We start from the raw sequence: 26,918 nt of genomic DNA, 5'->3' as shown, positions 1-26,918 counted from the left end.
AAATGAGTGTAATTTTAAAAGAACTTTGGCATTGTAAAAATATTTTAGTGGGAAGTTATCATTCTTATTGAATTTTAATATTGCATGTTAACACTTATTTTACTAGACTTGTAGAATTAAGGGAGTGGTTGTTTTTAAAATCATTGTCCATTTTAAAGGTTATCTATGGAAAGTGCTCTAGAAAGTAAGTGTTGGGTAGTGGCAAGAAGAGCAACGTTTGTATTTGTTGCTGTCATTTTTTTAGCTTATCTCGCCATTTGATTTTAAATGGGACAAATATGATAAAAAGGCATATACTTAGACTCTGTGTAGTTTTGAGGTGATGTGTGTTTTTATCTGTTTTCGAACTTTTTAAAATTGGTATTGGTCCTTCCAGTTCGCATACTATGGGGCCAATGACTGCGGCTAATATGTTTTTACAAGAGATTCTTACGTGGAGTCTTTTTCGGTCGTTGGATTCTGCAGTTTCTCGTATACGTGTTTATCTTCACGGTTCCTTGGCTTTTACAGGAATTGGTCATGCTACAGATAGAGCTATTATATTAGGGCTTTTGGGGGAAAAGGCAGCAACTGTTGATCCTGACTGCATGGAGCAGCTGTTAGAAAAGGTTGCACGTGAAAAAAAGGTGCAACCAGAGGGGCATCCTGCTTATCAATTTGATGTACAGAAAGATCTTATTTTTGAACGAGAAAAAACTCTTCCTAGACATACTAATGGTCTTAGCTTTGAAGGGCTTGATATTCATGGAAATATCCTTTTGCAGCAGGTTTATTATTCTATTGGTGGTGGTTTTGTTGTAACTGAAGATGAATTAAGCCATTTGAATAGTCATATACAATCAGAAGTATCTGAAGTGCCATATCCTTTTGATTCTGCGTATAAAATGTTATCAATGGCAGAAAAATCAGGACTTTCAATTGCTGAAATGAAGCGCATAAATGAAGAAACAAAGATGAAACGTTTTGCTCTTAATAGTGGGCTTGATGATATTTTTTCAGCCATGACAAATTGTATTAATAGAGGGCTTTCACAAGAAGGTGAGTTGCCAGGTGGATTGCGTGTTTTAAGACGTGCTAAAAAGTTGCACGAGACACTTTTGGAAAATCGAAAAAAAAATCGCAATTGCCCACTTTGGGCAAACGATTGGCTTTCGGTGTATGCTATAGCGGTGAATGAAGAAAACGCAGCAGGTGGTCGTGTTGTCACAGCACCAACAAATGGGGCTGCTGGTGTTGTGCCAGCCGTTTTGCGTTATTATCTTCAGTTTTATGATGATTCAGATCGAGAAGGAATATATAATTTTTTGTTGACGGCAGCAGCTATTGGTGGTGTCATCAAACATAATGCTTCTATTTCTGGTGCTGAAGTGGGGTGTCAAGGAGAAGTTGGCACAGCATCTTCAATGGCTGCGGCGGGGTTGACAGCAGCATTGGGGGGAACACCAGCTCAAATTGAAAATGCAGCGGAGATTGCACTTGAACATCATTTGGGAATGACCTGTGATCCAGTTGCAGGTCTTGTACAAGTTCCTTGTATTGAGCGCAATGCGATGGGGGCTGTTAAGGCTGTGACAGCTTCTTCCCTTGCGTTACATGGTAATGGAGAACATTTTGTTTCTCTTGATGCCTGTATAGAAACAATGCGTCAGACGGGGCATGATATGAGTGAACGTTATAAGGAAACGAGTAAAGCTGGTCTCGCAGTCAATGCAATATCTTGTTAAAGCGTCAATAGATATTTAATCTGGTAAATTCTCTAGAGAGTATTTATCGCCTGTGAACGAGTTAGCTTTTAATATATTGCAGGGATTTTCATATTAAGATAGTTTATAAGAAAGTATACCGATTTTTTTCTAAATAGTTTTTATCTACACAATGATTTTATTTTATGATGCGAAAGTAAAGACTTTTTACTAGTTCAATTTGGGTGATTTTAGAATAGAATCTATTTCTGTACTTTTGCTTCTCATTCAAGTGGTAAAACGGTGAGTTGTTTTTATAAAGATATATTAAGAGCGAGTAAATTAATTTTTTGTTATTAAGTTGTTTTTTCTATATCACATTAATGCTACCTAGTATGATAATATATTTCTTTTTCATTCACTATCACTAATAGTCAGAAACATTCATCTGATTGCAGTGTGAAAGGTGAATTGGCGTGCGCGCAAAAAATTGCTGGGACAAGATTTATGATGAGATAATGAGTGTTGAAAATAATAGTATTATCTTTGTCAATATTACAGTATATGCTTCATGCGTGACAGAGAAAAGTGGGGAATGGGCACATCAAAAATTATATTCTAAACACGTATTCTTTTATCTTGAAAAGAATACGTGTTTAGAAGCTGATTCAAGAAATGTTATGCAGTATTTATTACTACTTGGCTGAACTTATATTTTATCAAAGAAGAGTTTTCATTACGATACTCTCTCATCAATGCTTCAAAGCTGCATTTCAATAGGATAATTTTTTTCCCATAAAAATATAAAGAATAATCAAATCAAAAAGCAAGATAATATTTGGTACTTTTTGTTTACTTTATAAAAAACATCCTTATTGATAAAGCTCAGTAAAGAATTAAACAAATTTGCTGAGTACAATTTTTATTAATTGGCAGAAGGCACCTACTCCAGTATTTTTAAGATGTTAGGCAATGCACTCATATTTTTATTAAGAAAATATTTCTTATAAAAATTACTTATGGATTCAAAGATTTGTTGCACCTAGGTGAATTTTAATAGGTACATTACTGGTTTGGCTAGCGACACGCAAATGAATACGTACAGGAGGCATTGCGAGACGACGATTGCGCATTGTTTGGCAAACGAGAAGATTGACAAGAGAGCGTGTATCTAATGTTGCTGGAGTAGACTTTAAACCAGTAAGTTTTGTCACAGCATTGTGAAGAGAGCGTAATGAGGGGAAGGATGATTGCTTCAATAATTTTTCTTTTTTATTGGATGAAGCAAGAGCATTATGTATCATGATACTATCCTTAAATGTGAAATCCAAAAACTTTTAGTAGGTTACAGTATAGCAGTTAAAATTTGCTTTCTTTAACGTAGAACAGGCATTAAATGCGGCTTTTTTTGATTGAAATCCTAAAAATCGTGCACGATAATAGCGACGTCCGCTTTTTTCAAACAGTTGCATATGTGAAGATGTATTTTTTAGAGCGGAATAGGCTACATTTTTTGCTTTTTGGAGAAGAGTTTGTGCTTGTTCTTGACTTGGAAGAGAACCAATTTGAACGGCCCATCCAGCATTTGTAGATAAAGAAGCTGTAACAATTTTAGTTTCAACGGACATCATTTTCTGAGGGTTAGGAATTGGTATAATTGCTTGGTTTACTGCAGCTATTGCCGTGTTGGAATTTCGTGGTTGTTCTGCAAATGCCGTCAACATCGTAGAAATTTCATCATCGAAATTGGTTGGTTCAGCTTTAGTGGAGGGGATAGGAATATTAACTCCAGAGGGTAAGTTATAGTGTACAGAAGCCATTAACTGTCCATTATTTTTCATCTGGCTAGCTTTGGGCAAGTATTGGCTTAATAAGTCAGCCATATGTCTATCACGTGCGCTAGAGGATTTACCTCCCATAACAACAGCAACAATGGAACGTCCTTCAAGGCGCATCGAGGATGCTAAATTAGAACCTGACATTTGTGTATATCCTGTCTTAATTCCATCGACGCCTTTCATCGTATTAACGAGTCTATTATGGCTGTTAATTGTATGTCCACGAAAAGTAAAACTTTTTGTTTTAAACAATTTATACTGCTGTGGAAAATGTTTGCGTAGGGCTAATGATAAAGTTGCCATATCTCTTGCTGTGGAATAATTACGCGTATCTGGGAGCCCTGAAGCATTCGCGAAATGTGTATGGTTCATGCCAAGTTTTTTTGCTTTAGCAGTCATCATCCGAGCGAATTTTTTTTCACTGCCACCGAGATATTCTGCAATGGCAGCAGCAACATCATTTGCTGATTTTGTAATAAGGGCTTTTGCTGCAGCTTCTGCAGAAATTGTCTGGCCTGCTTTAAAGCCGATTTTTGTTGGTGGGCGTGTTGCTGCGTATTGTGAGACGGGAATTGGTGTATTGGGTGTTACTCGACGCGTATGCATAGCTTCAAAAAGCATGTATAATGTCATTATTTTTGTTAAAGAAGCAGGATAACGCTTTAGCGTTGAATTGGCTTGAAATAAGGTTTTTCCTGTATTTGCATCTATAACGATAGCAGCATACTTATCAGGGTATGCTTCTGGAGGAGTGGCTAATGCCCAAGAGTAAGAAAGAGCTAAAATAATAAAAGCAATGGCTATTTTTTTATAGCAACGTATAATTTTTGGGCAGTTAATATACACTTGCAGTATCCTATTTCTCCATTTACGCTAAAAAATCTGTAAAACTCCTTTTTACAGCTTACTGGTACATTTTAGACGAATGGTATTACTAATTTATTTACAAAAATTATTTTGGAAATTTTCATATTTGGCTTAAATCTCATAACCATAAAGGAAAATTTTCTTCTTTACACAAACAGCTATTGCAATAGTTATGAAAGAACTTAAAATTAAAAAATATGCTCCACGGAAAACAATAATGGTACAGAAGCTAGCAATGAATTCTATAGCATGTATTATGCAAAATGAAAAAGGCAAGAATTGGGATGCAAGCAAAGAGGCTGCCGTTATTTTGCCAAAGATGAGAGCAAAGCTTCAAAAACCTAGATTATACCGTGTATTTTTACTTAATGATGATTATACTCCTATGGATTTCGTTGTTTTTATTTTAGAGAATTTTTTTAAAAAAAACTTCGAAGAAGCGACGCATATTATGTTAAATGTTCATCAGAATGGGGCAGGAGAATGCGGGACTTATAGTTATGAAGTGGCTGAGATGAAAGTAATACAAGTTAGGGAGTGTGCGCGTCAAAATGAGCACCCATTACAGTGTGTAATGGAGCGAAAGTGAGGGATTATGCCATCTTTTACACCTAGTCTTGAAGAGGTTTTGCATCGCGCATTAACAATTGCTACACAAGCACGGCATGAATATGCAACATTAGAGCATCTTCTGCTCGCTCTGCTTGATGATACCGATGCCAACTCAGTTATTCAGGCGTGTCAGGTAGATGTAGAAGAGTTACGAGAGCGCTTAACCAATTATATCCAGTCAGAATTGGATGTACAAATTAGATCAGATGAAGACACAAAACCAACAACATTTTTCCAGCGTGTTATCCAACGTGCTGTGATTCATGCTCAATCAGCAGGAAAAGACGAAGTATCGGGAGCAAATGTTCTTGTGGCAATTTTTTCTGAACGTGAAAGTCATGCGGCATATTTCCTTCAAGAAATGGGAATGACACGCTATGATGCCGTGCGTTTTATCTCACATGGCATCACACGGGATGAGGGGCTGTCCATGTTACTTGAGGGGCTGGAGGAGCAATTAGATCAGCAAATTTCAGACAGTGATGAAAAGGGAACGAGTGCACTGACAAATTATTGTGTTGATCTTAATTGTAAAGCACGCAGTGGAAAAATTGATTTATTAATCGGTCGCGAGATAGAAATCTCACGCATGATTCAGATTTTATGTAGAAGATCAAAAAACAATCCCCTTTTGGTTGGTGATCCTGGGGTAGGAAAAACTGCTATAATTGAAGGGTTGGCAAAACGCATTGTTGATAAACAAGTTCCTGAAGTTTTATCAAAAACAACAATATTTTCCCTTGATATGGGAGGGCTTGTTGCTGGTACACGCTATCGTGGCGATTTTGAAGAACGCTTAAAACAAGTTATTAAAGAATTTGAGCAATATCCAGATGCTGTTTTATTTATTGATGAAATCCACACCTTAATTGGAGCAGGGGCTACATTGGGTGGAAATATGGATGCAGCAAATCTTTTGAAGCCTGCTTTATCTTCGGGAATTATTCGCTGTATTGGTTCGACGACATATAGAGAATATCGCAAAATTTTTGAGCAAGATCGTGCCTTAGAACGCCGTTTTCAGAAGATTGATATTAACGAGCCTTCTATTGCCGATACAATTAAGATTTTACAAGGGTTAAAGCCTTATTTTGAAGATTTTCATCAGATCAAATATACGGATCAGGCAATGAAGGCATCCGTAGAATTATCTTCACGTTATATGATTGAGCGTCGACTACCAGATAAAGCAATCGACGTGATTGATGAAAGCGGAGCGGCACAAAAGCTTTTACCACAAAAACAACGGAAGAAGAGTATAGGCGTTAAGGAAATTGAAGCAACTGTTGCTACTATGGCCAGAATTCCTCCCAAAACAGTTTCTCGCGATGATCAGAAAATACTTAGCAAACTTGAAAGAGAAATTAAACAAGTTGTTTATGGGCAAGACCAAGCGATTTCCGCATTAGTGTCATCAATTAAATTAGCGCGAGCAGGATTACGCGAGCCAGACAAACCAATAGGCAATTATTTATTTTCAGGACCAACGGGGGTTGGAAAAACTGAAGTTGCAAAACAACTTGCATCTTCTTTAGGTGTTGAGCTGTTACGTTTTGATATGTCGGAATATATGGAACGGCATACAGTAGCACGCTTAATTGGTGCTCCTCCAGGTTATATAGGATTTGATCAAGGGGGGCTTCTTACAGATTCTGTTGATCAAAATCCTCATGCCGTTTTATTACTTGATGAGATTGAAAAAGCGCATTCAGAATTGTTTAATATTTTATTGCAGGTCATGGATTATGGTAAATTAACAGATCATAATGGCAAAAAAATTGATTTCCGTAATATCATTTTAATTATGACAACCAATGCCGGAGCCTCAGATATGGCAAAATCAGCTATTGGATTTGGCAAAGTGCACCGTGATGGTGATGATATTGAAGCAATTAATCGATTTTTTACGCCGGAATTTCGTAACCGGTTAGATGCGATTATTCCATTTGCTCCTTTATCTCAGTTAATTATCAATCAGATTGTGCAAAAATTTATTTTTCAGCTTGAAGCACAATTAGCTGAGCGAGGCATTTGTTTTGAATTAAGTCCTCCTGCAATGATTTGGCTTGCCAATAAAGGATACGATTCTCAGATGGGGGCACGCCCATTGAGTCGAGTTATACAAGAATATGTTAAGAAGCCATTAGCTGACGAAATTTTATTTGGAAAATTGCGTAATGGTGGCATGGTGCGTGTCTTGACACAAAAATCGGACGGAGAAAAAGAGAAGTTGCAGTTAAAAATTTCTTCTTCTGATATGTCTATTGCTGAAAAGAACAACAAAACAACGCGTTTTACTAAAAAACGTGTGAAGAAAAAGAGCTCAACAGTTTAAGAATTCTTTAAAGGGCGTCGCGAATTTTTTTTGCGTTTTCTTCAAGTATTTCTGTAGGTGTAATAACATTATTATGGGAGATAAGTTCTATTCCTTCCATACGCGGTATAATATGGAAATGAAGATGATAAACAGTCTGTTGGCTCGCGGCTTCATTAAATTGCATGATTGTTATGCCATCTGCTTGAAAAGCTTTTTTGACAGCATTGGCAATTTTTTGTACCGCTTTAATAACTGGAAACAATGTTTCAGTGTCTGCATCCAGTAAGTTTCTAGAGCCCTTTCGGGGAATAACCAGTGTATGACCCGGAGCTTGTGGCATGATATCCATAAATGCAATGACATCATCATCTTCATAGACACGAACAGAAGGAATTTCATTGCGAATCAATTTAGCGAAAATATTATTCTCATCATAAATTTGTTTCATATTAATCTCTCCTTTTATGCTTTTTGTTTAGAACTTTAATTTCAAGACTAAAGAATGCAAATATTGCTGGAGTGTTAGAAAAAGAAGTTTTAGGGCGTGATATAAATATGTTGCATCGATAAAGATTTAGATTTCTATGATAGCTTCAACTTCTACTGGAACGTTCATAGGAAGAGAAGCGACCCCAATAGCAGAACGGGCGTGTTTTCCAGATTTACCGAGAATATTAACGAGTAAATCAGAAGCTCCATTAGCGATAAGAGGAATATCGGTAAAATAAGGATCTACAGCAACAAAAACGGTGATTTTTATCACGCGTTTTATTCTTTTTAAGTCACCGAGAGTTGCTTTTATTTGTGCAAGAATGTTAAGTGCACAAACTTCCGCTGCTTTTGTTGCTTGTTCTGCACTAACGGTTGTACCAACTTTACCTATTGCTATTGGTTTTCCATCAATAAGAGGGAGTTGACCAGAAATAAAAAGTTGGTTGCCGCTCTGTAAGGAGGTTACGTAATTGGCAATGGGGTGGGCTGCTTGGGGAAGGGTAATCCCTAATTTTTTAAGATGGACTTCAATAGCATTCGTCATGATTAAAACTCCTTAGCTTTCTAACAAATATATCTATTGCATAAACTATTTTTCGATTTAAGGAAATGTGTGGTTAATTGAGAAGCAAACCTTTTTTGCCTTATTGTATGATGTTATGCAATGGGGATAGAATTGGATGTCGGGAATGATCAGATCGTTATTTGTAATAATTTTATATGTTTTTCTTTTATGTACTACGAGAGCTGAAGAATCCGTTTTTATTGCACCTCATCGAGCGATTTATGATTTTCAGCTTGATAGTGTTTCTCATGAAATGACAATTTCGGGGATGACGGGGAGAATGGTTTACGAGCTAACGGGATCAGCATGTCAGGGATATAATACACGTTTTCGTTTTATTAGCCGTACTCATATTGAAGATATGCCGGTGCGTTTAACGGATCAACAGACGACAAGTTATGAAACGGCTGATAGTCGGACATTTCATTTTAGTGTTATAGATCAAGTTGGGCAAGAGGTTGTACATCGCGCCGAAGGGGTAGCTGAACGGGTCCAAGATGGTATTATAGTGAAATTAAAAAAGCCAAAGGAAAAAGAATACAAACTTGCAGCTGCTGAATTTCCAGTTATGCAACTAAAGAATATTATCCGTAATGCAAAGGCTGGAAAACACTTTTACAATGTTACTGTATTTGATGGAACCGATAAAGCAGACAAAATTATTAAAGAGAGTATCGTTATTGGAGAAAAGACACTTCCGCACTCTGATGCTGAAACAAAGAAAATGGGAAAGTTGGATGAAGAAGACTCTTGGCCTATTACAATTTCTTATTTTGATGATATGGAAAAAAAAGATGGTTTGCCAGTCTATCGTACCAGTTTTTTCTTATATGAAAATGGTGTTATGCGTGACCTTCGTATGGATTATGGGACGTTTGCGGTACGTGCTAAGTTGAACAGTCTGGAATTTCTCGAGACTGGAAAAGACTTTAATCAATGTGAACATTAAAGAATTGTAGAAATGACTTGAAAAAGAATTAAATATTAGTATGTTTACACTATTCCACACGCGGATTTTGGGTGTTTGCTAGAAAGAAAAGCAAGCGTCCGCCGGTAGTAGGATCTACCTACTTTTTCCGCGGAGGTTAAACCGGAAAGGATAAATTATGGCACTACCAGATTTTACTATGCACCAGCTTTTGGAAGCAGGTGTTCACTTTGGTCACCAGACACACCGCTGGAATCCAAAGATGACTCCCTATATTTACGGTCAGCGTAATAATATTCATATTATTGATCTTGCTCAGACTGTTCCTCTCTTGCATCAAGCACTTAAACTTGTTTCAGATACAGTCGCGCGTGGTGGCCGCATTCTTTTTGTTGGCACTAAGAGGCAGGCATCTGAGATTATTGCCGATGCTGCGAATCGTTCAGCTCAGTATTATGTTAATGCACGTTGGCTTGGCGGTATGCTCACAAACTGGAAAACGATTTCCCATTCGATACACCGTTTACGTAAGCTAGATAAAATTCTCGCTGCTGAAGCACAGGGTTTTACCAAAAAAGAACGTTTAAATCTTGAACGTGATCGTGAGAAACTGAATCGTGCACTTGGCGGTATTAAAGATATGGGATCTGTTCCAGATCTTATATTCGTTATCGATACAAATAAGGAAAATATCGCGCTCCAAGAAGCAAAACGTTTAGGTATCCCTGTTATTGCTATTATTGATACCAACTGCGATCCTGATAATGTTACATATCCGATTCCGGGTAATGATGATGCATCGCGTGCAATTTCTCTTTATTGTGATCTTTTTGCTCGTGCGGCTCTTGATGGTATTGCTCGCCAACAAGGGGCAATGGGTGTTGATTTGGGAGCTCAAGCTGATGCACCTGTGGAATCCGTTTTGGAAAATGAGGTTCCAGTTTCCGAGTAGTATTAAAATACCTGTTAAAGGTGTTTGTTTTTCTAAGAAGAAGTTATAAGCGTGCGTAGAGTTTTCTTTTTGCACGCTTTCATTGTTACAAGATAAAGAGGAAAATATGAGCATTACTGCTGCACAAGTGAAAGAACTTCGGGAAATATCAGGCGCTGGTATGATGGATTGTAAGGCAGCGCTTGCAGAGACCAATGGTGATATGGAGGCCGCGGTTGATTGGCTTCGTAAGAAAGGAATAGCAAAAGCAGATAAAAAAGCTGGTCGTACGGCTGCTGAGGGATTGATTGGAATTGCATCAAGAGGTTCAAGTGCAGTTTTGGTTGAAATTAATTCTGAAACAGATTTCGTAGCACGCAATGATGTCTTTCAAGACATAGTGCGCAATGTGGCAACGGCTGCTTTGGATGTACAGGGAGGAGTTGGTTCTGTTTCTGCATCTCTTTACCCTAATTCTGAGAAGACTGTGGAAAATACAATCAAAGATGCGATTGGTACCATTGGCGAGAATATGACATTTCGACGTTCTGCTAAACTCTCTGTTGAGAATGGTGTAGTTGCTACTTATATACATAACAGTGTTGCTGATGGTCTTGGCAAACTTGGTGTTTTGGTTGCTATTGAGACTACAGGGAATAAGGAGGCTGCTACTGCCTTTGGGCGCCAAGTTGCCATGCATATTGCTGCGGCTAATCCGTTAGCGCTAACAGCTGGAGATGTTGATGCGAGTGCTATTGAACGTGAAAAAGCGATTTTTTCAGATCAAGCACGTCAATCTGGAAAACCTGAAAATATTATTGAAAAAATGGTGGAAGGGCGTATGCGTAAGTTTTTTGAAGAGGTTGTTTTACTTTCTCAGGCTTTTGTTATGAATCCTGATATGACGGTTGAAGCAGCTTTAAAAGATGCTGAAAAATCAATTGGTGCATCAGCAAAAATAACAGGCTTTGTTCGTTTTGTGCTAGGAGAAGGTATAGAAAAAGAGGAAACTGATTTTGCTGCAGAAGTTGCCGCCGCTGCAAAGGGTTAGCTATTTAAGGTGAGTGTTAGAGGTTTAAAATCATAACATTGATTATAAACACTGATGTAAAAAATGTAGTTATGGAGAGGGCGTCACATAATAAAGTGGTGCCCTTAGTGTGTCGAAAGCAAAAATAAATGTGCTTTTGGGGAGATTGTTAATGACATTAGTGCCAAAATATAAGCGTATCCTTTTAAAGGTTTCTGGTGAAGCTCTTATGGGAGGGCAGAGCTTTGGAATTGATGTTTCTGTGGCAGATCGTATTGCTGCTGATGTTGCTGAAGTGCGAGCCATGGGGGTGGAGGTTGCTATTGTCATAGGTGGAGGAAATATTTTCCGTGGAGTCGCTGTTGCTTCACACGGTGGGGATCGTGTGACGGGTGATCACATGGGAATGCTTGCAACGGCTATTAATTCTTTAGCTTTACGAACATCATTGACAAAATTAGGGGTTGAAACGGTTGTATTGTCGGCAATCGCTATGCCACAGATTTGTGAAAGTTTTTCACAACGTAAAGCAGTAGGTTATATGAATCAAGGAAAAGTTGTTATTTTTGCTGGCGGTACGGGCAATCCGTTTTTTACCACTGATTCTGCTGCAACTTTACGTGCAGCGGAAATTGGTGCAGATGTTCTTTTAAAAGGAACACAAGTAGATGGTATTTATTCTGCAGATCCAAAGATAGATCCTACAGCTAAGCGTTTTAATCAGTTGACACATGTTGAGATTTTACAATGGGGTTTGTCTGTTATGGATACAACAGCTGTTACTTTAGCTCGCGAGAACAATGTACCGATTATCGTGTACTCTATTCATGAAAAGGGTGGTTTAGCTAAGGTGTTAAATGGAACAGGGCGGTTTACAATAGTATCGGAATAAGAGTAAGCTTAAAAGCATAATTGAAGGAGACAGAAATATGAATGTTACATCGATTATGGATGATCTGAAACGTCGCATGGATGGTGCTATTTCCGCTTTTAAACATGAGTTAGGCGGTTTGCGAACTGGACGCGCTTCTACCAGTTTATTAGAGCCATTAACAGTTGAGGCTTATGGTTCTGTGGTACATATAAATCAGGTTGCTAATATTTCTGTTCCAGAACCGCGGATGCTTTCAGTCTCTGTATGGGATAAATCAATGGTAGGGGCTGTGGAGCGTGCTATTCGTGATTCTGGACTGGGGTTAAATCCTATTACTGATGGCGTGAATTTACGTGTTCCTTTACCTGAATTAAATGAAGAGCGTCGTAAAGAGCTTGTAAAAATTGCACATCAATATGCAGAACAAGCACGTGTTGCTACCCGCCATGTTCGCCGAGATGGTATGGATAATTTAAAAAAATTAGAAAAAGATGGTGAGATTGGTCAAGATGAAGCGCATGGTTGGTCTGAGAAAGTTCAGAAACTAACAGATGAGACAATTGCTGATATTGATAAAATTTTAGCTGTTAAAGAAGCTGAAATTATGCACGTTTAAGACGCTTTTTTCATTTTAAAAATATTTATTCGTATCGTGTAACATCTTTTATAGGCAAGAAAATGAAGTCCTGTAAGCTATTTATACAGGGTATGGGAGTTTTTGGGAGAGAGATCGCACAAAGGATGATGCCTTAACTGGCTATTGTTTTCCGTTATGAAAAATGTTGTGCTATCAGCAAGAATCGTTGTTTGAAACGATTTGTTTTTAGATGCTGGAAGTTTGATAGAAAAATGCTTTTATGCAAAAAAATATCAGACCTACATAAGAATTGACGCACATAGTCGTAGCTTTTTCCTTTTTAAGGTTGGCTGTCATTTTTGAAAGCACATTTTAAAGGGTTGTCCTGAAACTTGGTTCTTTGGCACTATTTTTATTGAGTATTAATCTTATAAGTACCGTCTTGGTATACTAAGTCGTTTGTGATAAATTGTACAAAAGTAAAAAGCTATGAATATAAACACGCAGTATGGCAAAGTTTTTTCATATGCCAATTTTTGAATTTGTCTTTTTTATTTTTATTATTTGGATGTTGTTTTGTCTAATCTTGTTTATCGTATTCTGACTGCTTTTGTTTTTGGCCTTATTACTTTATATTTAACGTGGTTTGGAGGCATTCTCTTTTTTTTGTTTGTATGGGTTATTGGTGGTTTTATTCTTTATGAATGGATTAGTATCACTAAGGAGAAATGGCGGAGTTCACAAAAAATATTAGCGAGTATTTTTTATTTGATTTTTGGCTCTTTTTTGCTCTTGAATGTATCAGCTTCCTTGCTTTTTTGTGTTCTGATAATTTTGGCAGCAGTGTTAGCTATTGGGCCTATCAAAAACAGTGGTTGGGTTTTGGGGGGATTTTTATATGCATCTTTTCCAGTTGTGGCTTTGTCCTTTTTACGGGGCCATGAAGCGTTAGGGTTTCAAGTTGTTATTTTTTTGTTTACGATAGTATGGGGAACAGATATTGCCGGATATTTTAGCGGACGTATATTGGGTGGCCCTAAATTAGCTCCTAGATTTTCTCCTAATAAAACATGGGCTGGAGCAATTGGTGGTACGTTTGTTGGATTTTCTGGCGGTATATTGGTTGCTTTTCGTTTTTTTGATGTAAATTTAACAGCTTTTTTTGTGCCGTTCCTTGTTCTTATTTTATCCATCTTTTCCCAATTGAGTGATTTAGGGCAGTCATGGCTCAAAAGACACTTTTCTGTTAAAGATTCCAGTTCTTTATTACCTGGGCACGGTGGGTTTATGGACCGTATGGATGGCTTGATAGGAGCTTCTGTTCTTCTTTATTTAATTGGTTCATTTATATCTGATATGGATACACCTTTTAATCTTTTTATATGATTTAATGAGGAGGGGATATTTTGGAACTTTTAAATCATATCTTCACCGTGGGCGACTTTCTTTTAAGAGGTTTTGCTATTTTTTTTGTCATTATGATAATCATTTTTGTGCACGAAATGGGGCATTATCTTATTGGTCGGTGGTGTGGGATCAAGGCGTCTGCTTTTTCGCTTGGATTTGGCCCCCAAATATTAGGCTATACAGACAAATGTGGTACACAGTGGCGTTTGGCGCTTATTCCCTTGGGAGGCTATGTGAAATTTGTTGGGGATGGAGAGAATGCATCATTATTTCAGTCCTCTCCAACTGTTGAAGGTTCATTGGCTTGTGCGCATGCTTGGAAAAGAGCTCTCACGATTTTTGCTGGTCCTTTATTCAATTTCCTTTTTGCTATTGTTATTTTAACATTTTTTTTCTTTCTTCATGGTCGCGTTACCGTTGAGCCGGTTGTTGGCTCTTTGGTAAAAGATTCTCCCGCTTTTCAGGCAGATTTAAGATTAGGCGATCGTTTTGTTGAAATGGATGGCCGGAAAGTTAAAAGTTTTGAAGATTTAATGAGCTATGTAACTTCACATGGTAAAGATCCTATAAAATTTAAAATAGAGCGCATAGGACGCGTATTTACGACGGTGATTACACCAAAAGTGATCGAACAAAATGATGGATTTGGTAACAAGACTCAAAGTAGTATGATAGGCGTAGGCGTTCCTATTGATCCTGATAATCCTACACGTTTAGATCCAAATTATATAAAATATATTCGTTATGGTTTTGTACAAGCTGTAACAAAATCAATGGAACGTACCGCATTTATTGTTACCAAAACATTTTTTTTTATAAATCGTTTAATAGGAGGAAAAGAAGATCATTGCGCAATAAGTGGACCTTCAAGGATTGTTAAAATTGCTTGGAAAGTAAGTGAAACAGGTTTTGTTTCGTTATTGAATTTTGCAGCTTTTCTTTCGATAAGTGTTGGACTTGTTAATCTTTTTCCTCTTCCGCCACTCGATGGTGGACATTTGGTGTTTAACGTATTTGAGGTCATTATAAGAAAGCCGGTATCTGTTAAAATTCAAGAGATTATTTTTCGCTTAGGTTTTTTTGTTCTCCTTCTCTTTATGACTTTTGCGATCTTTAATGATTATTTTTGTTGGTTTAGCTAATTAAATTATGGAAAACATTTCATAAATTGAGTAATAATGGGAAAATTAAATTAAAGGTTGTTTACCATGTCCGCAAAATATTGTGGCATTGTTTACTATAATCAGTAATTAAGGGATAATAAAGTCTCGCTGTGAAAAAAGAGTTATTATGGCAGTTTGCTTTTTAAGGCATCAGGTCTAGGGAATAAGAGTAAGGTAAAAAAACCAATGAGTACGAATTCAAAGTTTTTAAATGCAGCATCTGTGTTGGTATTAGGTATGAGAATGATTGCTCCAGCAGCAGCCTTTATGTCAATTGCGATGGTTGAAGAAGTACAGGCATCAGTGGTTCGTTCTATTGAGGTTCGTGGGAATAAGCTTGTAAGTGCACAGGCCGTTCGGGATAATATAGGTATTAAAGCTGGGCAAAGTTTTTCTAGTGGTGATATTGATGCTGCGGTGAAGCGTCTTTTTGGATTAGGTTTATTTTATGATGTGAAAATAAATCAGGTTAGTGATAGACTGGTTGTGTTTGTCAAGGAATATGAAATCGTTAATCAAGTTTTGTTTCAGGGGAATAAATCTCTTAAGGATCATGATCTTAAACGATTTATTTCTTTAAAGCCGAATGAGCCTTTCAGCTCTGCTAAGCTTTCAACAGATATTAATACAATTCGTGAGGCTTATAAAACGGTTGGTCGTAATAACATCACTGTTACAGTTCAAACCATTAATTTGGGAAAAGGGCGTGTAAATGTGGTATTTAATGTTGTTGAAGGCCGAAAAACGAAGATTGGAGATATTGTTTTTAAGGGAAATAATGCTTTTGGAAGTCGCCGTTTGCGTGATGTGATTTCAACAAAGTCTTCGGGAATATTCTCAGCGTTATCGGGAGGGGATATTTATAGTGAAGAACGTTTAGCTGTTGATGAAGAAGCGCTTCGTCGTTTTTATTATAATCATGGCTATGCTGATTTTCGTGTTATTTCTTCTCAAGCAACTTTTGATCAAGCAAGTAATACATATAAAATTTATTTCGTTCTTGATGAGGGGGTACGCTATCGAATTAGTGATATTCAAATTGAAAGTGATATTGATGGGATTGATGTTCAAACTGTAAAGGGGCTTCTTAAAACGCGGCCTGGTGATATTTACAGTGCAGAGGACATTGAACAGTCCGTTGCAATTATCAATAATAAGGCAGCTGATTCGGGATATGCTTTTGCTAGAGTTGAACCACGAGGGAATCGTAATTTAGCAAATCATACAATTTCAATTTTATATAACATTGAACAGGGACAACGCGCTTATATCCAACGTATTGAAATACGCGGTAATGACAAGACACGTGATTATGTCATTCGTCGTGAGATTGATTTGAATGAGGGTGATGCTTACAATCAAACTTTAGTACAGCGAGCAAAACGTCGTTTAGAAAATTTAGGATTTTTTAAAGCCGTTAATATTTCAATGGTTCCTACAGATCAGTCTGATCAGGTTACTTTAGTGATAGATGTTGTTGAATCTCCAACAGGAGATCTTTCTTTGTCTGGTGGATACACAACGGGTGGGACAAGTCCTGGTATGTCTCTTGAAGTATCTGTTACTGAACGTAATCTGGGAGGACGAGGTCAGTATGTTCGTTTGAGTTTAGGTGCTGGGCAAGAAAAATCCCGTAATTACAATTTGTCGTTTGTTGATCCTTATTTTTTGGGATATCGTTTGTCTGCAGGTGTTGATATTTTCCGTAGTACTTATCGTGCTGATAAGGCATATGATGTGCGACAGACTGGTGGATCACTTCGATTTTCTGTACCCATTAATGATCAATTATCTGCTAATTTGGCTTATTCTTATGTTCAGGAAGAATATGATTTTGGTAAAGATTATGACTTAAATAAAGAATCTGACATAAAAGAATTATATGGGAAGTATTCTGGTGCGATTGTTCAAGCAGCAAAACAAAGCCCTTGGAAAAGGTCATCAATTAGTTATGGTTTTACCTATAATACGATTGATGATATGAAAAATCCTCATGATGGATGGTATGTACGTGTTCTTCAAGAGTATGCGGGGCTTGGCGGAAGTGCGAAATTCTTAAAGACAACTGGTAAAGCAATGATGTACAAGACATTGTCTGAACAGATGGATTTTGTCGGTTTGTTTTCCTTTGGCGGGGGCTATATTCACGAAGTAGGCAAAGATGGTGTTCGTATCTTCGATATGTTTAAGGTAAATTCTGATATGCTTCGAGGATTCAAATATAATGGAATAGGTCCACGTCAGATTTCTAATAAAGGTGAGGTCTATTTCTTAGGAGGAACGACATATATGAATGCGACTGCTGAAGTGCAGTTCCCTATACCTATTGTTCCCGAAGGGTTAGGGTTGCGTGGTGCTTTATTCGCAGATGTTGCAACACTCTATGGAAATAATTATCGACCTGTTTTTGAAGGTGAAACCCCTGTTACCAATACGAAAAGCGCTTGGCGTTCGTCTGCGGGTGTGAGTTTGATGTGGGATTCGCCGTTTGGTCCTTTGCGTTTTGATTATGCTTGGCCAATAAAGAAACAGGAGGGGGACCGTTTGCAGAAGTTGAACTTTGGTATTTCTACGAAATTCTGATTTAAATTTTCTTTAGAGGAAAAGCTAAAGAGAATATGATAAGCTGGGAGAGAAAGTGTTTTGATGGCGGATACATTTTTTTTTACGCCGTCCCGGCGATTGACGGTTGCTAATGTTGCAGAGTTAACAGGGGCAAAACTTCTTAATTCAGAGTTTTCTAATACAGTTATTAACACTCTTTCTTCACTTGAGAGTGCTGTAAAAGGCTCTCTCGTATTTGTAGAGCATCGGAAGTTTTCTGATGCTCTCGTAGGGAGTTCTGCTGTAGCTGTTCTTTGTACGAATGAAATTGTTTTTAAAGTTCCTGAAACTATGGCAATTTTGGTTACCTCAACACCGCAACGTGATTTTGCTCAGATTGGGCGAATCTTATTTCCTGATTCTATCAAGCCAATGCCGTGGTTTGGACAGCGCGAAATTTCACCGCATGCGCATATTCATCCAACTGCTAAACTTGCGCATGATGTGTGTGTAGAAGCAGGAGCTGTTATCGGCCAAAATGTGGAGATTGGCGCAGGAACTCTTGTTTCATCTACAGCTGTTATCGGTGAAAATTGCCGTATTGGGCGCGACTGCTATATTGGTCCAAAGGTAACAATTCAGTGTTCTTTAATAGGCGATAGAGTTTATCTTTATCCTGGCGTTTGCATTGGACAAGATGGTTTTGGTTATGTTGGTAGTGTTTCTGGAATTGAAAAAGTTCCACAACTAGGTCGTGTTATTATCGAAGATGGCGTAGAAATCGGTGCAAATACAACGATTGATCGTGGAACATTTGAAGACACCATTATCGGTGAAGGGAGTAAAATTGATAACCTTGTCCAAATTGCACACAATGTAAAGATTGGTCGTTATTGCCTTATTGCTGCGCAATGCGGAGTTGCTGGAAGTACATCCATAGGTGACATGTCTCAACTTGGTGGAAGCGTTGGAGTTTCGGATCATATTGTAATAGGTAAATCTGTTCAAATTGCTGCTGGTAGTGGTGTTATGAATGACATTCCAGATGGAGAAAAATGGGGAGGAAGTCCAGCACGGCCATTTAAGCAATGGTTCCGAGAAGTGGCGGCGTTGCGTAATATTGGCAAAGTGAGAAAGGAGAAACACTAATATGATCAACAGCGAAGAAATAAAAAATTTGGAGGCTGTAGATATTGAAAAATTGCTCTCAATATTACCGCATCGTTATCCGTTTTTATTGATTGATCGCATTGTTGATATTGATGATGGACAAAAGGCTATTGGTATTAAAAATATAACGATTAATGAGCCACATTTTATGGGGCATTTTCCTGCAAAGCCTGTTATGCCTGGAGTGTTGATTTTAGAGGCTATGGCGCAAACAGCGGGGGCAATTTCACTTTTAAAATTAGGGAATAAGAAAACAAATTTAGTTTATCTTATGACTGTTGATAATGCAAAATTTCGTAAGCCTGTTGTGCCTGGTGATCAGCTAAAGATTTATGTTCAACTTTTAAAAGAGAGAGCTGGTATGAGACGTTTTTCGTGTATTGCAAAAGTAGAGGATGTTCGCGTCGCTGAAGCGGAAATTGCTGCGATGATTATCCAAGATAAGTAAACGATATTAATGGGAATTTAGAAATGTCCGGGACAAAAATTCATCCAACAGCTCTTGTGGAAAAAGGAGCGCAGCTTGGTGAAAATGTGGAAATTGGGCCGTTTTGTCATATTAGTTCAGAAGCTGTTATTGGTGATGGGTGCCGTTTGATGAGTCATGTTGTGATAATGGGCAACACAACATTAGGAACTAATAGTAAAGTATTTTCGCATGCAGTTTTAGGCGCAGATCCGCAAAATAGTAAACATAAGGGAGGTCATACAACGCTTTCTATTGGTAAAAATTGTACGATTCGTGAAGGCGTAACAATGCATAGAGGCTCAGATTCGAGTGTAGGAATGACGATTGTGGGTGATAATTGCCAGTTTTTTTGTTATGCGCATATTGCCCATGATTGTCATGTAGGCAATCATGTAACATTCGCAAATAATGTGATGATCGCTGGGCATGTTACTGTTGGCGATTATGTTATTATTGGTGGTGGTGGTGCTGTTCACCAATTTGTTCGTGTTGGGCATCATGCATTTATTGGTGGTGTGTCTGCATTATCTGGTGATCTTATTCCTTATGGAACGGCTGTTGGTGTGCATGCAAAATTGGCAGGATTGAATATCATTGGGATGAAGCGCGCAGGCCTTGAGCGTAAAGATATTCATGCATTACGTCATGCAGTTGTTATGCTTTTTGATCATAGTAAGCCGTTTAAAGAACGTGTTAACGATGTTGCTGCTTTTTATTCTACTTCTCAGCCTGTTGTTGATGTTGTTAATTTTATTAAAGAAGAAGGTAAACGCTTTTATTGTACACCAAAATTTGAAGGTAGTAAAATAAGAGAAGGCAAGGATTAAAATGCCTGTTTCGAGTGCTAGAAGTTTTCTTTCCGGCCGTACTGCTATTATAGCAGGAAATGGTATTTTACCTGTTACTGTCGCTGAAGCACTTGAAAAACATGGACAGAATCCTTTTCTTGTGCTTTTGCATAATGAAGCAGATTCTGTGTTGCAACGCTATGAGCATTGTACATTATCAATTGTAGAGTTAGCACGACTCGTCAAAATCTTAAAAGCAGCTAAAATTTGTAATATTGTATTAGCCGGTGGTGTAAAAAAGCGGCCACTGCTTAGACAACTGCGACTTGATTGGACAACATTTCTAGCTCTTCCTAAGTTAATTGGAGCCTTGAGAGGTGGGGATGATGCATTATTAAAAGCTTTGATAGGAGTTATTGAAGCATATGGTTTTTGTGTTATTGGTGCCCATGAAGTCGTACCGGATCTTTTAGCACCAGTAGGATTTAATTTAACATTACGACGCGCTACGAAAAAAGAAAAAAAAGATATTTTCTTAGCAGTAGAAGCAGCAAAACTTTTAGGTCAATTGGATATTGGACAAGCAGCAGTAGCTATCAATGGAAGGGTGATTGCACTAGAGGGAGCAGAGGGAACCGATAATATGCTGCGGCGGGTTTATGAAATACGAAAAAGAGGGCAGATTCCACCTAAAGGTGGTGTTCTTGTAAAATGTGCAAAACCACAACAAGATCATCGTGTTGATTTACCATCAGTTGGACCTATAACAATCATGAATGTTGCAAAAAGTGGGTTATCTGGTATCGCGGTGGAGGCTAATAAAAGCCTTATATTATCCGTGAATACAACAATTAAGAAAGCTAACAAATATTCATTGTTTATAGAAACCTTTGAAAGGTTTTAATCATGAATAATTGTTTCTTAAAAGTTGCTGTTATTGCAGGTGAGGAATCTGGAGATTTCCTTGGAGCAGATTTAATTTCTTGTTTAGCACAACAAACAGGAAGAAACATTCATTTGATTGGTGTTGGTGGAAGGAATTTAAAGGCGTTAGGTCTAAAAAGTTTTTTTGATTTTCAGGATATTTCTTTAATTGGTTTGAGGGAGGTATTAAAAAAATTACCACTATTGTTACAGCATATTCACAATTTATCTCAATTTATTGCCCGAGAGCAACCTGATTGTTTAATTATTATTGACAGTCCAGATTTTACCCATCGGGTTGCAAAAAAAGTGCGTGCTTTAGCACCTTCTATTCCTATTATTAAATATGTCGCACCAACTGTTTGGGCATGGCGCCCAGAGCGCGCTAAGGCTATGCGCAAATTTGTTGACCATGTTTTAGCAGTTTTTCCTTTTGAAGAAAAGGTTATGCAGGACTTGGAAGGTCCTCCTACAACTTATGTTGGTCATTCTCTTTTGACACATTCTCCACTTTTAGCTGTTCAAGCAGAAAAAAAAAACTTGTGTGGTAAAAAAATATCATCGCCCACCTTGCTTCTTTTGCCAGGATCACGCAATTTAGAAATTCGCTCTTTAATGCCGATTTTTCGAGAAGTAGTAGAAATTCTTGCACAACGTATCCCGAATTTACGTATTATTTTACCAACCTTACCACATTTGCAGAATGCAATTCGTGACTTTGTACGGAATTGGAAAAGCATAGTAGAAGTCGTTGTTGGTGAAGATGCAAAATGGCATGCTTTTGCACAAGCAGATGTTGCGCTTGCTGCACATGGAACAGTTTCACTGGAATTGACATTAGCAAAAATTCCCATGGTTCATTGCTATAAATTTGATTTTTTTTCTAAATTATTTCTTTTTCCCAAAATAACATTATGGACTGCTGCTCTTCCGAATATTATCGCTGATAAACCTATTATGCCAGAATATTTTAATGAATTTCTGCGCCCTGGCATGTTAGCAAGGCAGATAGAACAGCTTTTGTATAATCCTTTATTGCGACAGGCACAACTCGATGCTTTTGAAATAGTGGAGAAAAAAATGAAAACTAAACTCCCATCGGGAGTTATTGGTGCCCGAACGGTTATTCGTCTTCTTGAAAAATAAGATGCTTAGAATTGTACAGATAAAATAATGTTGACAATTAATGTTTAATTTTAGCAAGAAATTCACGAGCGCGTTGACTTTTGGGATTGGTAAAAAATTCATCCGAAGCTGTATCTTCAATAATTGCTCCGTTTTCTAGAAAAAGAATTCTTTCTGAGACCTCACGTGCAAACCCCATTTCGTGTGTTACACAGAGCATTGTTATACCTGTATCGGCTAATTTAACCATAACTTCTAAGACTTCTCCAACACTTTCTGGGTCAAGAGCTGATGTTGGTTCATCAAAAAGCATTACTTCAGGTTCCATACAAAGTGCACGAGCAATTGCAACACGCTGTTGTTGCCCACCAGAGAGTTGTAAAGGATATTTATGACAATGTTTTTCAATACCAACATTTGTCAGATAATGAATTGCTCGTTCTTGCGCTTGTTGTTTAGAAAGTCCTTGAACAGTCATCGGTGCTAAAATACAATTTTGCATAACGTTCATGTGAGGAAATAAATTAAAGTTTTGAAAGACCATTCCTATTTTGCGGAGAACGTTTTTTTGCTGGTATAAGGGAGCAGCATGAATATCAATATTATGGATGCAAATTGAACCTTCTTGGGCTTTTTCTAATTGATTAATACAACGGATCAAAGTTGATTTTCCTGATCCTGAGGGTCCACAGATCACAATGCGTTCTCCAGTTTTAACATCAAAATTAATGTTATAGAGTACCTGAAAATCTCCGTACCATTTATTTAAATTCCGAACAGAAATCACAGATTTTTGAGCAATCGGGATAGACTTACTATTTTCCAAATTCATTTTGTTGTATTCTTTCATTGATAAATAAATTTGTTAATTTAATATTTTGATTTGGTGAGGATTGTTGTGATCATTTTATTTATCGTAAATACCGAGTGAGATAATATTCGATAAAAACAACAAAACGATGAATAAGCGCAACAATAAGAAGGTAGATAAAAGCCGCCCAAACATAAACTTGGAAATCGAATGTACGCGAATATGTTAGTTTAGCAATTCCCATTAAGTCATAAATAGTGATGAGTGAGGCAATGGCGCTGGACTTAATCATTAAAATTAACTCATTTCCTAGGGGGCGTAATGCTACAACCATTGCTTGCGGTAGAATAATTCTGAAAAATGTTACAGAATTATTTAATCCTAATGCTTTTGATGCTTCCCGCTGTCCAGTTGTTACAGATAGAAAACTTCCCTTAAATATTTCAGATTGATAGGCAGCAGAATTGAGAGCAAAAATGAAAAGGCAACAATACCATGCGTTTTGAAAAAACCACCAGAGACCAACTTGTTGCCAAAAATTGTTCATTGAACCAAGCCCGTAGTAGAAAAGAAAAAGTTGAGCGAGTAAAGGAGAACCGCGAAAAAAGTAGACATAAGCATTTGCAACATATTGTAAAAACTTATTATTGGACAAACGCACAAATGCGATAAGCATACCAAGAAAAAAACCAATAGAACAAGCAATAGAGACAAGCTCAATAGTAACAATAAAGCCCTCAATAAATTTGGGGCTGTAACGATTTAAAAGAGCAGGATTAAAAAGAAAATAAAGCCACTCAGGGATCATCAGCCTAATACCTTTCTATATCCTGTTTGAGTATATGTTTCTAGGTAACGTAGGATTGCGGAAAAAAATGCTGAAAATAACAAATAAAGTAAGCATGCAACAAGATAAAAAAGTATAGGTTTATCGGTGGCTGCGACTGCTAAATTTGTTTGTCGCATAAGGTCAACCAGTGAAATGGTTGATACAAGGGATGTATCTTTAAGTAAAGTAAGCCAATTATTAGAAAGTCCGGGTAAAGCATTTTGAATGAGTTGAGGAAAGACAACACGAAAAAATGTTGTTGAGCGTGAAAGTCCTAAAGTTTTAGCTGCCTCATATTGACCTTTATCAAAAATATTGAATGCTCCAAGCCAAACTTCACAAGAAAAAGCTGCAAGAACCATACTCAGTGCTAGAACACCGGCGACAAAGGCGTTGATACTGAACATTATTTCAATATTGAGATAATCAAAAACCATTTGAATAATATGTTGTAAGCCATAGTAAACTAAAAACAAGGTTAAAAGCTCTGGTAATCCACGGAACACTGATGAAAAAAGGGTTGCTATAATTTTAGCTATTTTAATATTAGATCGAATCATTACTGCAGCTAAAAGCCCTAAAGGCAGTCCTATGATCCCACAGCACAAAGCCAATGATAATGTTATTCCTGCACTAGAAAGTATAACCATGCCCCATCCACCATTGCTAAATGATAGCAATGCTAAATTTTCAATCATCATTGTGTTCCTTATAAAGAATTAGATAACGTTTCTTAGTAATAAACAGTTTGTATAATTTTAGTTCGGATTGATATTTAATAAATATCGGAAGTAAAATATTTTTTCATAATTTTATCATAGGTCCCATCCGAACGGATTTCCTTTAGTGCTTTATTAAACTTATTTTTGAGATCATTATTATTGCGACGTATTGCAATTGCAATAGGAAATTTTGTTTCTTCCAGAGTTCCCAATAGCTTGCAGCAGTCTTTTCCTTCATTTTTAAGCCAGTTTAAAGCGTGTACTTTATCAACGATAATTCCGTCAACACGATGATTTAAAAGATCACGATTAACTTCTATTGTTGTAGGATAGAGCTTAATATTTACTCCTTTAGAGGCATAATGATCTTCTGCATAGGCAGCTTGTGTTGTATTTGATTGTACACCAAGATTTTTCCCCTTAAAAGATTCTGCTGAGATCTCTTTAATTTCCGAATCCTTAGTAATAATCACAACAAGTTCTGTATTATAGTAAGAGTCTGTAAAATCAATTTTTTGTAAACGCTCTGATGTGAGAGCAAGAGAAGCAATGATAGCATCGTATTTTTGGGCAAGAAGACCGGGAATCATTCCCTCGAAGTCTTGCATAATAATGGTACATTCAACATCCATTTTTTTACACAGTGCATAAGATATATCAATATCTAAACCTTGGAGTTTGTTATTTGAGTCAATGTAGCTAAATGGAGGGTAGGAACCTTCACTTGCAATTTTCAGTGTTTGAGTATGTGCAGATTGGGTAAAAAGTGTTGCAGTTATTATAAGAGCGACTGCTAAGAATTTCATTATATTCTCCTGTTGAATAAGCGGGGAAATATTTGAGATCGTCATGGATTTTATAGTCTGCGAGCTCTTCTAGGAGCAATACAAAAATTTATTGGTGTTCGTTTTTCTATCATGATAATAAATATCGTTATCAAAAAATTACTCATTTTACTCAGTATGAGTATGCTTAATAAGAAAAAGAAATAATTATTTCATTGATTATATTGCGCAGCTGTTTACCATAAGATGTTTTTTTATCATTTTATTCGAAATGCAGAGCTTAGCTTTGAAAAAAGGCATTTCAATTTAAGCATAAAAAAAATGATAAAAACTCTAATTTTTTAGTTATTACCTTACATAGTTGACAAAGAATTATGATAATATTTGGGGGAAAATTAGAGAGTGCATTAGATTTTTATTCGTATTGATATCTAATAAATGTCGAATGCGAAGTATTTTTTCATAATTTTATCATAAGTTCCATCCAAACGAATTTCTTTTATTGCTTCATTAAACTTATTTTTTAAGTCACTATTATTTTTACGTATTGCAATTGCAATAGGAGAACTTGTTTCTTCTAGAATCCCTAGCAGTTTGCAACAATCTTTTCCTTCATTTTTAAGCCAGTTTAGAGCGTGTATTTTATCGCAGATCACTATATCAAGCCGATGACTTAAAAGATCACGAGTCACCTCTATGACTGTAGGATAGAGTTTAATATTTGCTCCTTCAGAGGCATAATGATCTTCTGCATAGGCAGCTTGTGTTGTATTTGATTGTGCACCAAGATTTTTACCTTTAAAAGCTTCTGCAGAGATCTCTTTAATTTCTGAATCTTTGCTAACAACTATAGCGAGTTTTGTGTTATAGTAAGGATCTGTGAAATCAATCTTCTGTAAGCGCTCCCATGTAGCAGCGAGAGAAGAAACAATAGCGTCGTATTTTTTTGCGAGAAGACCAGGAATCATTCCTTCAAAGTCTTGTGTAACGATGATGCATTCAACATTCATTTTCTTACAAAGCGCATAAGATATATCAATATCAAATCCTTTGAGTTCATTATTTGAGTCTATGTAACTAAATGGAGGATAAGAAGCATCACTTGCAATTTGTAACGTTTTAGTATGGGCAGATTGGGTAAACAGTGTCGCGCTTATTATAAGAGCGACTGCTAAGAATTTCATTATGTTCTCCTATTGGATAAGCGGGAAAATATGAGATCGTCGTGTGTTTTATAAGCTGTAAGCTCTTCTGGAGCAATGCAAAAAATTTACTGTTGTGTATTTTGCTCTTAATTATAATGGATTTGATATTATCGAATATGGGGGCTCAATAGATCATTGCTTATGTTGCACGGATTATTTATTATAAAGTATTCTTAAATTATTATTTCTTATAATATGAAACTTGTGTTTCAAAAAATTATTCAGTTTAAGTATGAATATTCATCTCCTTAAAAATAGTTGAC

The 26,918-nt window shown here is 37.0% G+C and carries 26 protein-coding genes; 17 read left to right on the top strand and 9 right to left on the bottom strand.

Translation table 11 applies throughout. The features are described 5' to 3' along the window. The first annotated feature begins 326 nt into the window (after positions 1-326). Positions 327-1,724, top strand: a complete 1,398-nt coding sequence (locus ABD917_RS03280) for an L-serine ammonia-lyase (RefSeq protein WP_345118677.1) — start codon at positions 327-329, stop codon at positions 1,722-1,724. A gap of 434 nt (positions 1,725-2,158) precedes the next feature. Beyond that, entirely contained in the window at positions 2,159-2,389 is a 231-nt protein-coding gene (locus tag ABD917_RS03275; RefSeq protein ID WP_345118676.1) for a hypothetical protein, read from the top strand. Positions 2,390-2,707: 318 nt separating this feature from the next. On the opposite strand, the gene ABD917_RS03270 is transcribed toward ABD917_RS03275, so the two are convergent. Next, the gene (locus ABD917_RS03270; RefSeq protein WP_345118675.1) at positions 2,708-2,986 is read right to left on the bottom strand and encodes a hypothetical protein; all 279 of its coding nucleotides are present in this window, start codon (positions 2,984-2,986) and stop codon (positions 2,708-2,710) included. A gap of 33 nt (positions 2,987-3,019) precedes the next feature. Further along, positions 3,020-4,366, bottom strand: coding sequence for a D-alanyl-D-alanine carboxypeptidase (locus tag ABD917_RS03265; protein ID WP_345118674.1), 1,347 nt, complete (start codon positions 4,364-4,366; stop codon positions 3,020-3,022). A 238-nt stretch (positions 4,367-4,604) separates the two neighbouring features. Between ABD917_RS03265 and clpS the strand changes: the two genes are divergently transcribed. Together clpS and clpA are read left to right on the top strand one after the other, a co-directional pair. Next, entirely contained in the window at positions 4,605-4,976 is a 372-nt protein-coding gene (gene clpS / locus ABD917_RS03260; protein ID WP_345118793.1) for an ATP-dependent Clp protease adapter ClpS, read from the top strand. Positions 4,977-4,982: 6 nt separating this feature from the next. Next, on the top strand, positions 4,983-7,334 hold the full coding sequence (gene clpA, locus ABD917_RS03255; RefSeq protein WP_345118673.1) for an ATP-dependent Clp protease ATP-binding subunit ClpA: 2,352 nt from the start codon (positions 4,983-4,985) through the stop codon (positions 7,332-7,334). Positions 7,335-7,341: 7 nt separating this feature from the next. On the opposite strand, the gene ABD917_RS03250 is transcribed toward clpA, so the two are convergent. Further along, on the bottom strand, positions 7,342-7,764 hold the full coding sequence (locus tag ABD917_RS03250) for an HIT family protein (protein ID WP_345118672.1): 423 nt from the start codon (positions 7,762-7,764) through the stop codon (positions 7,342-7,344). Positions 7,765-7,890: 126 nt separating this feature from the next. Next, positions 7,891-8,352: a RidA family protein gene (locus ABD917_RS03245; RefSeq protein WP_345118671.1), complete on the bottom strand. Its 462-nt coding sequence runs from the start codon at positions 8,350-8,352 to the stop codon at positions 7,891-7,893. Between the two features lie 145 nt (positions 8,353-8,497). Here ABD917_RS03245 and ABD917_RS03240 point away from each other — a divergent pair, with 145 nt between their 5' ends. The 13 genes from ABD917_RS03240 (at position 8,498) to lpxB (ending at position 22,324) form a co-directional block, all read left to right on the top strand. Continuing rightward, positions 8,498-9,322, top strand: coding sequence for a cell envelope integrity EipB family protein (locus tag ABD917_RS03240; protein ID WP_345118670.1), 825 nt, complete (start codon positions 8,498-8,500; stop codon positions 9,320-9,322). Between the two features lie 157 nt (positions 9,323-9,479). Next, positions 9,480-10,253 carry a 30S ribosomal protein S2 gene (gene rpsB, locus ABD917_RS03235; protein WP_345118669.1) on the top strand — a complete coding sequence of 258 codons (774 nt, stop codon included), beginning with the start codon at positions 9,480-9,482 and terminating at the stop codon, positions 10,251-10,253. Positions 10,254-10,359: 106 nt separating this feature from the next. Continuing rightward, on the top strand, positions 10,360-11,283 hold the full coding sequence (gene tsf / locus ABD917_RS03230) for a translation elongation factor Ts (protein WP_345118668.1): 924 nt from the start codon (positions 10,360-10,362) through the stop codon (positions 11,281-11,283). A gap of 151 nt (positions 11,284-11,434) precedes the next feature. Further along, positions 11,435-12,154, top strand: coding sequence for a UMP kinase (gene pyrH / locus ABD917_RS03225; RefSeq protein ID WP_345118667.1), 720 nt, complete (start codon positions 11,435-11,437; stop codon positions 12,152-12,154). A gap of 37 nt (positions 12,155-12,191) precedes the next feature. Next, entirely contained in the window at positions 12,192-12,752 is a 561-nt protein-coding gene (gene frr / locus ABD917_RS03220; protein ID WP_345118666.1) for a ribosome recycling factor, read from the top strand. A 537-nt stretch (positions 12,753-13,289) separates the two neighbouring features. Further along, positions 13,290-14,099, top strand: coding sequence for a phosphatidate cytidylyltransferase (locus tag ABD917_RS03215; RefSeq protein WP_345118665.1), 810 nt, complete (start codon positions 13,290-13,292; stop codon positions 14,097-14,099). 20 nt (positions 14,100-14,119) lie between these two features. Then, positions 14,120-15,262, top strand: coding sequence for an RIP metalloprotease RseP (gene rseP, locus ABD917_RS03210; protein WP_345118664.1), 1,143 nt, complete (start codon positions 14,120-14,122; stop codon positions 15,260-15,262). A 207-nt stretch (positions 15,263-15,469) separates the two neighbouring features. Further along, positions 15,470-17,866, top strand: coding sequence for an outer membrane protein assembly factor BamA (gene bamA, locus ABD917_RS03205; protein ID WP_345118663.1), 2,397 nt, complete (start codon positions 15,470-15,472; stop codon positions 17,864-17,866). Between the two features lie 63 nt (positions 17,867-17,929). Continuing rightward, complete coding sequence (gene lpxD, locus ABD917_RS03200; RefSeq protein WP_345118662.1) at positions 17,930-18,976, top strand: UDP-3-O-(3-hydroxymyristoyl)glucosamine N-acyltransferase; 1,047 nt, start codon at positions 17,930-17,932, stop codon at positions 18,974-18,976. A 1-nt stretch (position 18,977) separates the two neighbouring features. Then, positions 18,978-19,445 carry a 3-hydroxyacyl-ACP dehydratase FabZ gene (gene fabZ, locus ABD917_RS03195; protein ID WP_345118661.1) on the top strand — a complete coding sequence of 156 codons (468 nt, stop codon included), beginning with the start codon at positions 18,978-18,980 and terminating at the stop codon, positions 19,443-19,445. A gap of 23 nt (positions 19,446-19,468) precedes the next feature. Then, a complete protein-coding gene (lpxA, locus tag ABD917_RS03190) occupies positions 19,469-20,293 on the top strand; it encodes an acyl-ACP--UDP-N-acetylglucosamine O-acyltransferase (RefSeq protein ID WP_345118660.1) in 825 nt (274 codons plus the stop codon). A gap of 1 nt (position 20,294) precedes the next feature. After that, the gene (locus tag ABD917_RS03185) at positions 20,295-21,158 is read left to right on the top strand and encodes an LpxI family protein (RefSeq protein WP_345118659.1); all 864 of its coding nucleotides are present in this window, start codon (positions 20,295-20,297) and stop codon (positions 21,156-21,158) included. Positions 21,159-21,160: 2 nt separating this feature from the next. After that, positions 21,161-22,324 (top strand): lipid-A-disaccharide synthase, encoded by a 1,164-nt coding sequence (gene lpxB / locus ABD917_RS03180; RefSeq protein ID WP_345118657.1) that lies wholly within the window; start codon positions 21,161-21,163, stop codon positions 22,322-22,324. A 37-nt stretch (positions 22,325-22,361) separates the two neighbouring features. On the opposite strand, the gene ABD917_RS03175 is transcribed toward lpxB, so the two are convergent. The 5 genes from ABD917_RS03175 to ABD917_RS03155 all read right to left on the bottom strand — a co-directional run bounded on the left by ABD917_RS03175 (position 22,362) and on the right by ABD917_RS03155 (position 26,634). Continuing rightward, positions 22,362-23,135: an amino acid ABC transporter ATP-binding protein gene (locus ABD917_RS03175; RefSeq protein ID WP_345118656.1), complete on the bottom strand. Its 774-nt coding sequence runs from the start codon at positions 23,133-23,135 to the stop codon at positions 22,362-22,364. Positions 23,136-23,214: 79 nt separating this feature from the next. Then, complete coding sequence (locus tag ABD917_RS03170; protein WP_345118655.1) at positions 23,215-23,922, bottom strand: ABC transporter permease; 708 nt, start codon at positions 23,920-23,922, stop codon at positions 23,215-23,217. Continuing rightward, positions 23,922-24,641, bottom strand: a complete 720-nt coding sequence (locus tag ABD917_RS03165) for an ABC transporter permease (protein ID WP_345118792.1) — start codon at positions 24,639-24,641, stop codon at positions 23,922-23,924. The genes ABD917_RS03170 and ABD917_RS03165 overlap by 1 nt, the downstream gene beginning before the upstream one ends. Before the next feature lie 77 nt (positions 24,642-24,718). Beyond that, complete coding sequence (locus ABD917_RS03160; RefSeq protein WP_345118654.1) at positions 24,719-25,471, bottom strand: transporter substrate-binding domain-containing protein; 753 nt, start codon at positions 25,469-25,471, stop codon at positions 24,719-24,721. A 410-nt stretch (positions 25,472-25,881) separates the two neighbouring features. After that, positions 25,882-26,634 carry a transporter substrate-binding domain-containing protein gene (locus ABD917_RS03155; protein ID WP_345118653.1) on the bottom strand — a complete coding sequence of 251 codons (753 nt, stop codon included), beginning with the start codon at positions 26,632-26,634 and terminating at the stop codon, positions 25,882-25,884. Positions 26,635-26,918 lie beyond the last annotated feature (284 nt).

Source organism: Bartonella pachyuromydis (assembly GCF_039543065.1).
Lineage (GTDB): Bacteria > Pseudomonadota > Alphaproteobacteria > Rhizobiales > Rhizobiaceae > Bartonella > Bartonella pachyuromydis.
The sequence above is the reverse complement of the archived record's forward strand: the minus strand, read 5'-3'. Positions and strand labels throughout refer to the sequence as shown.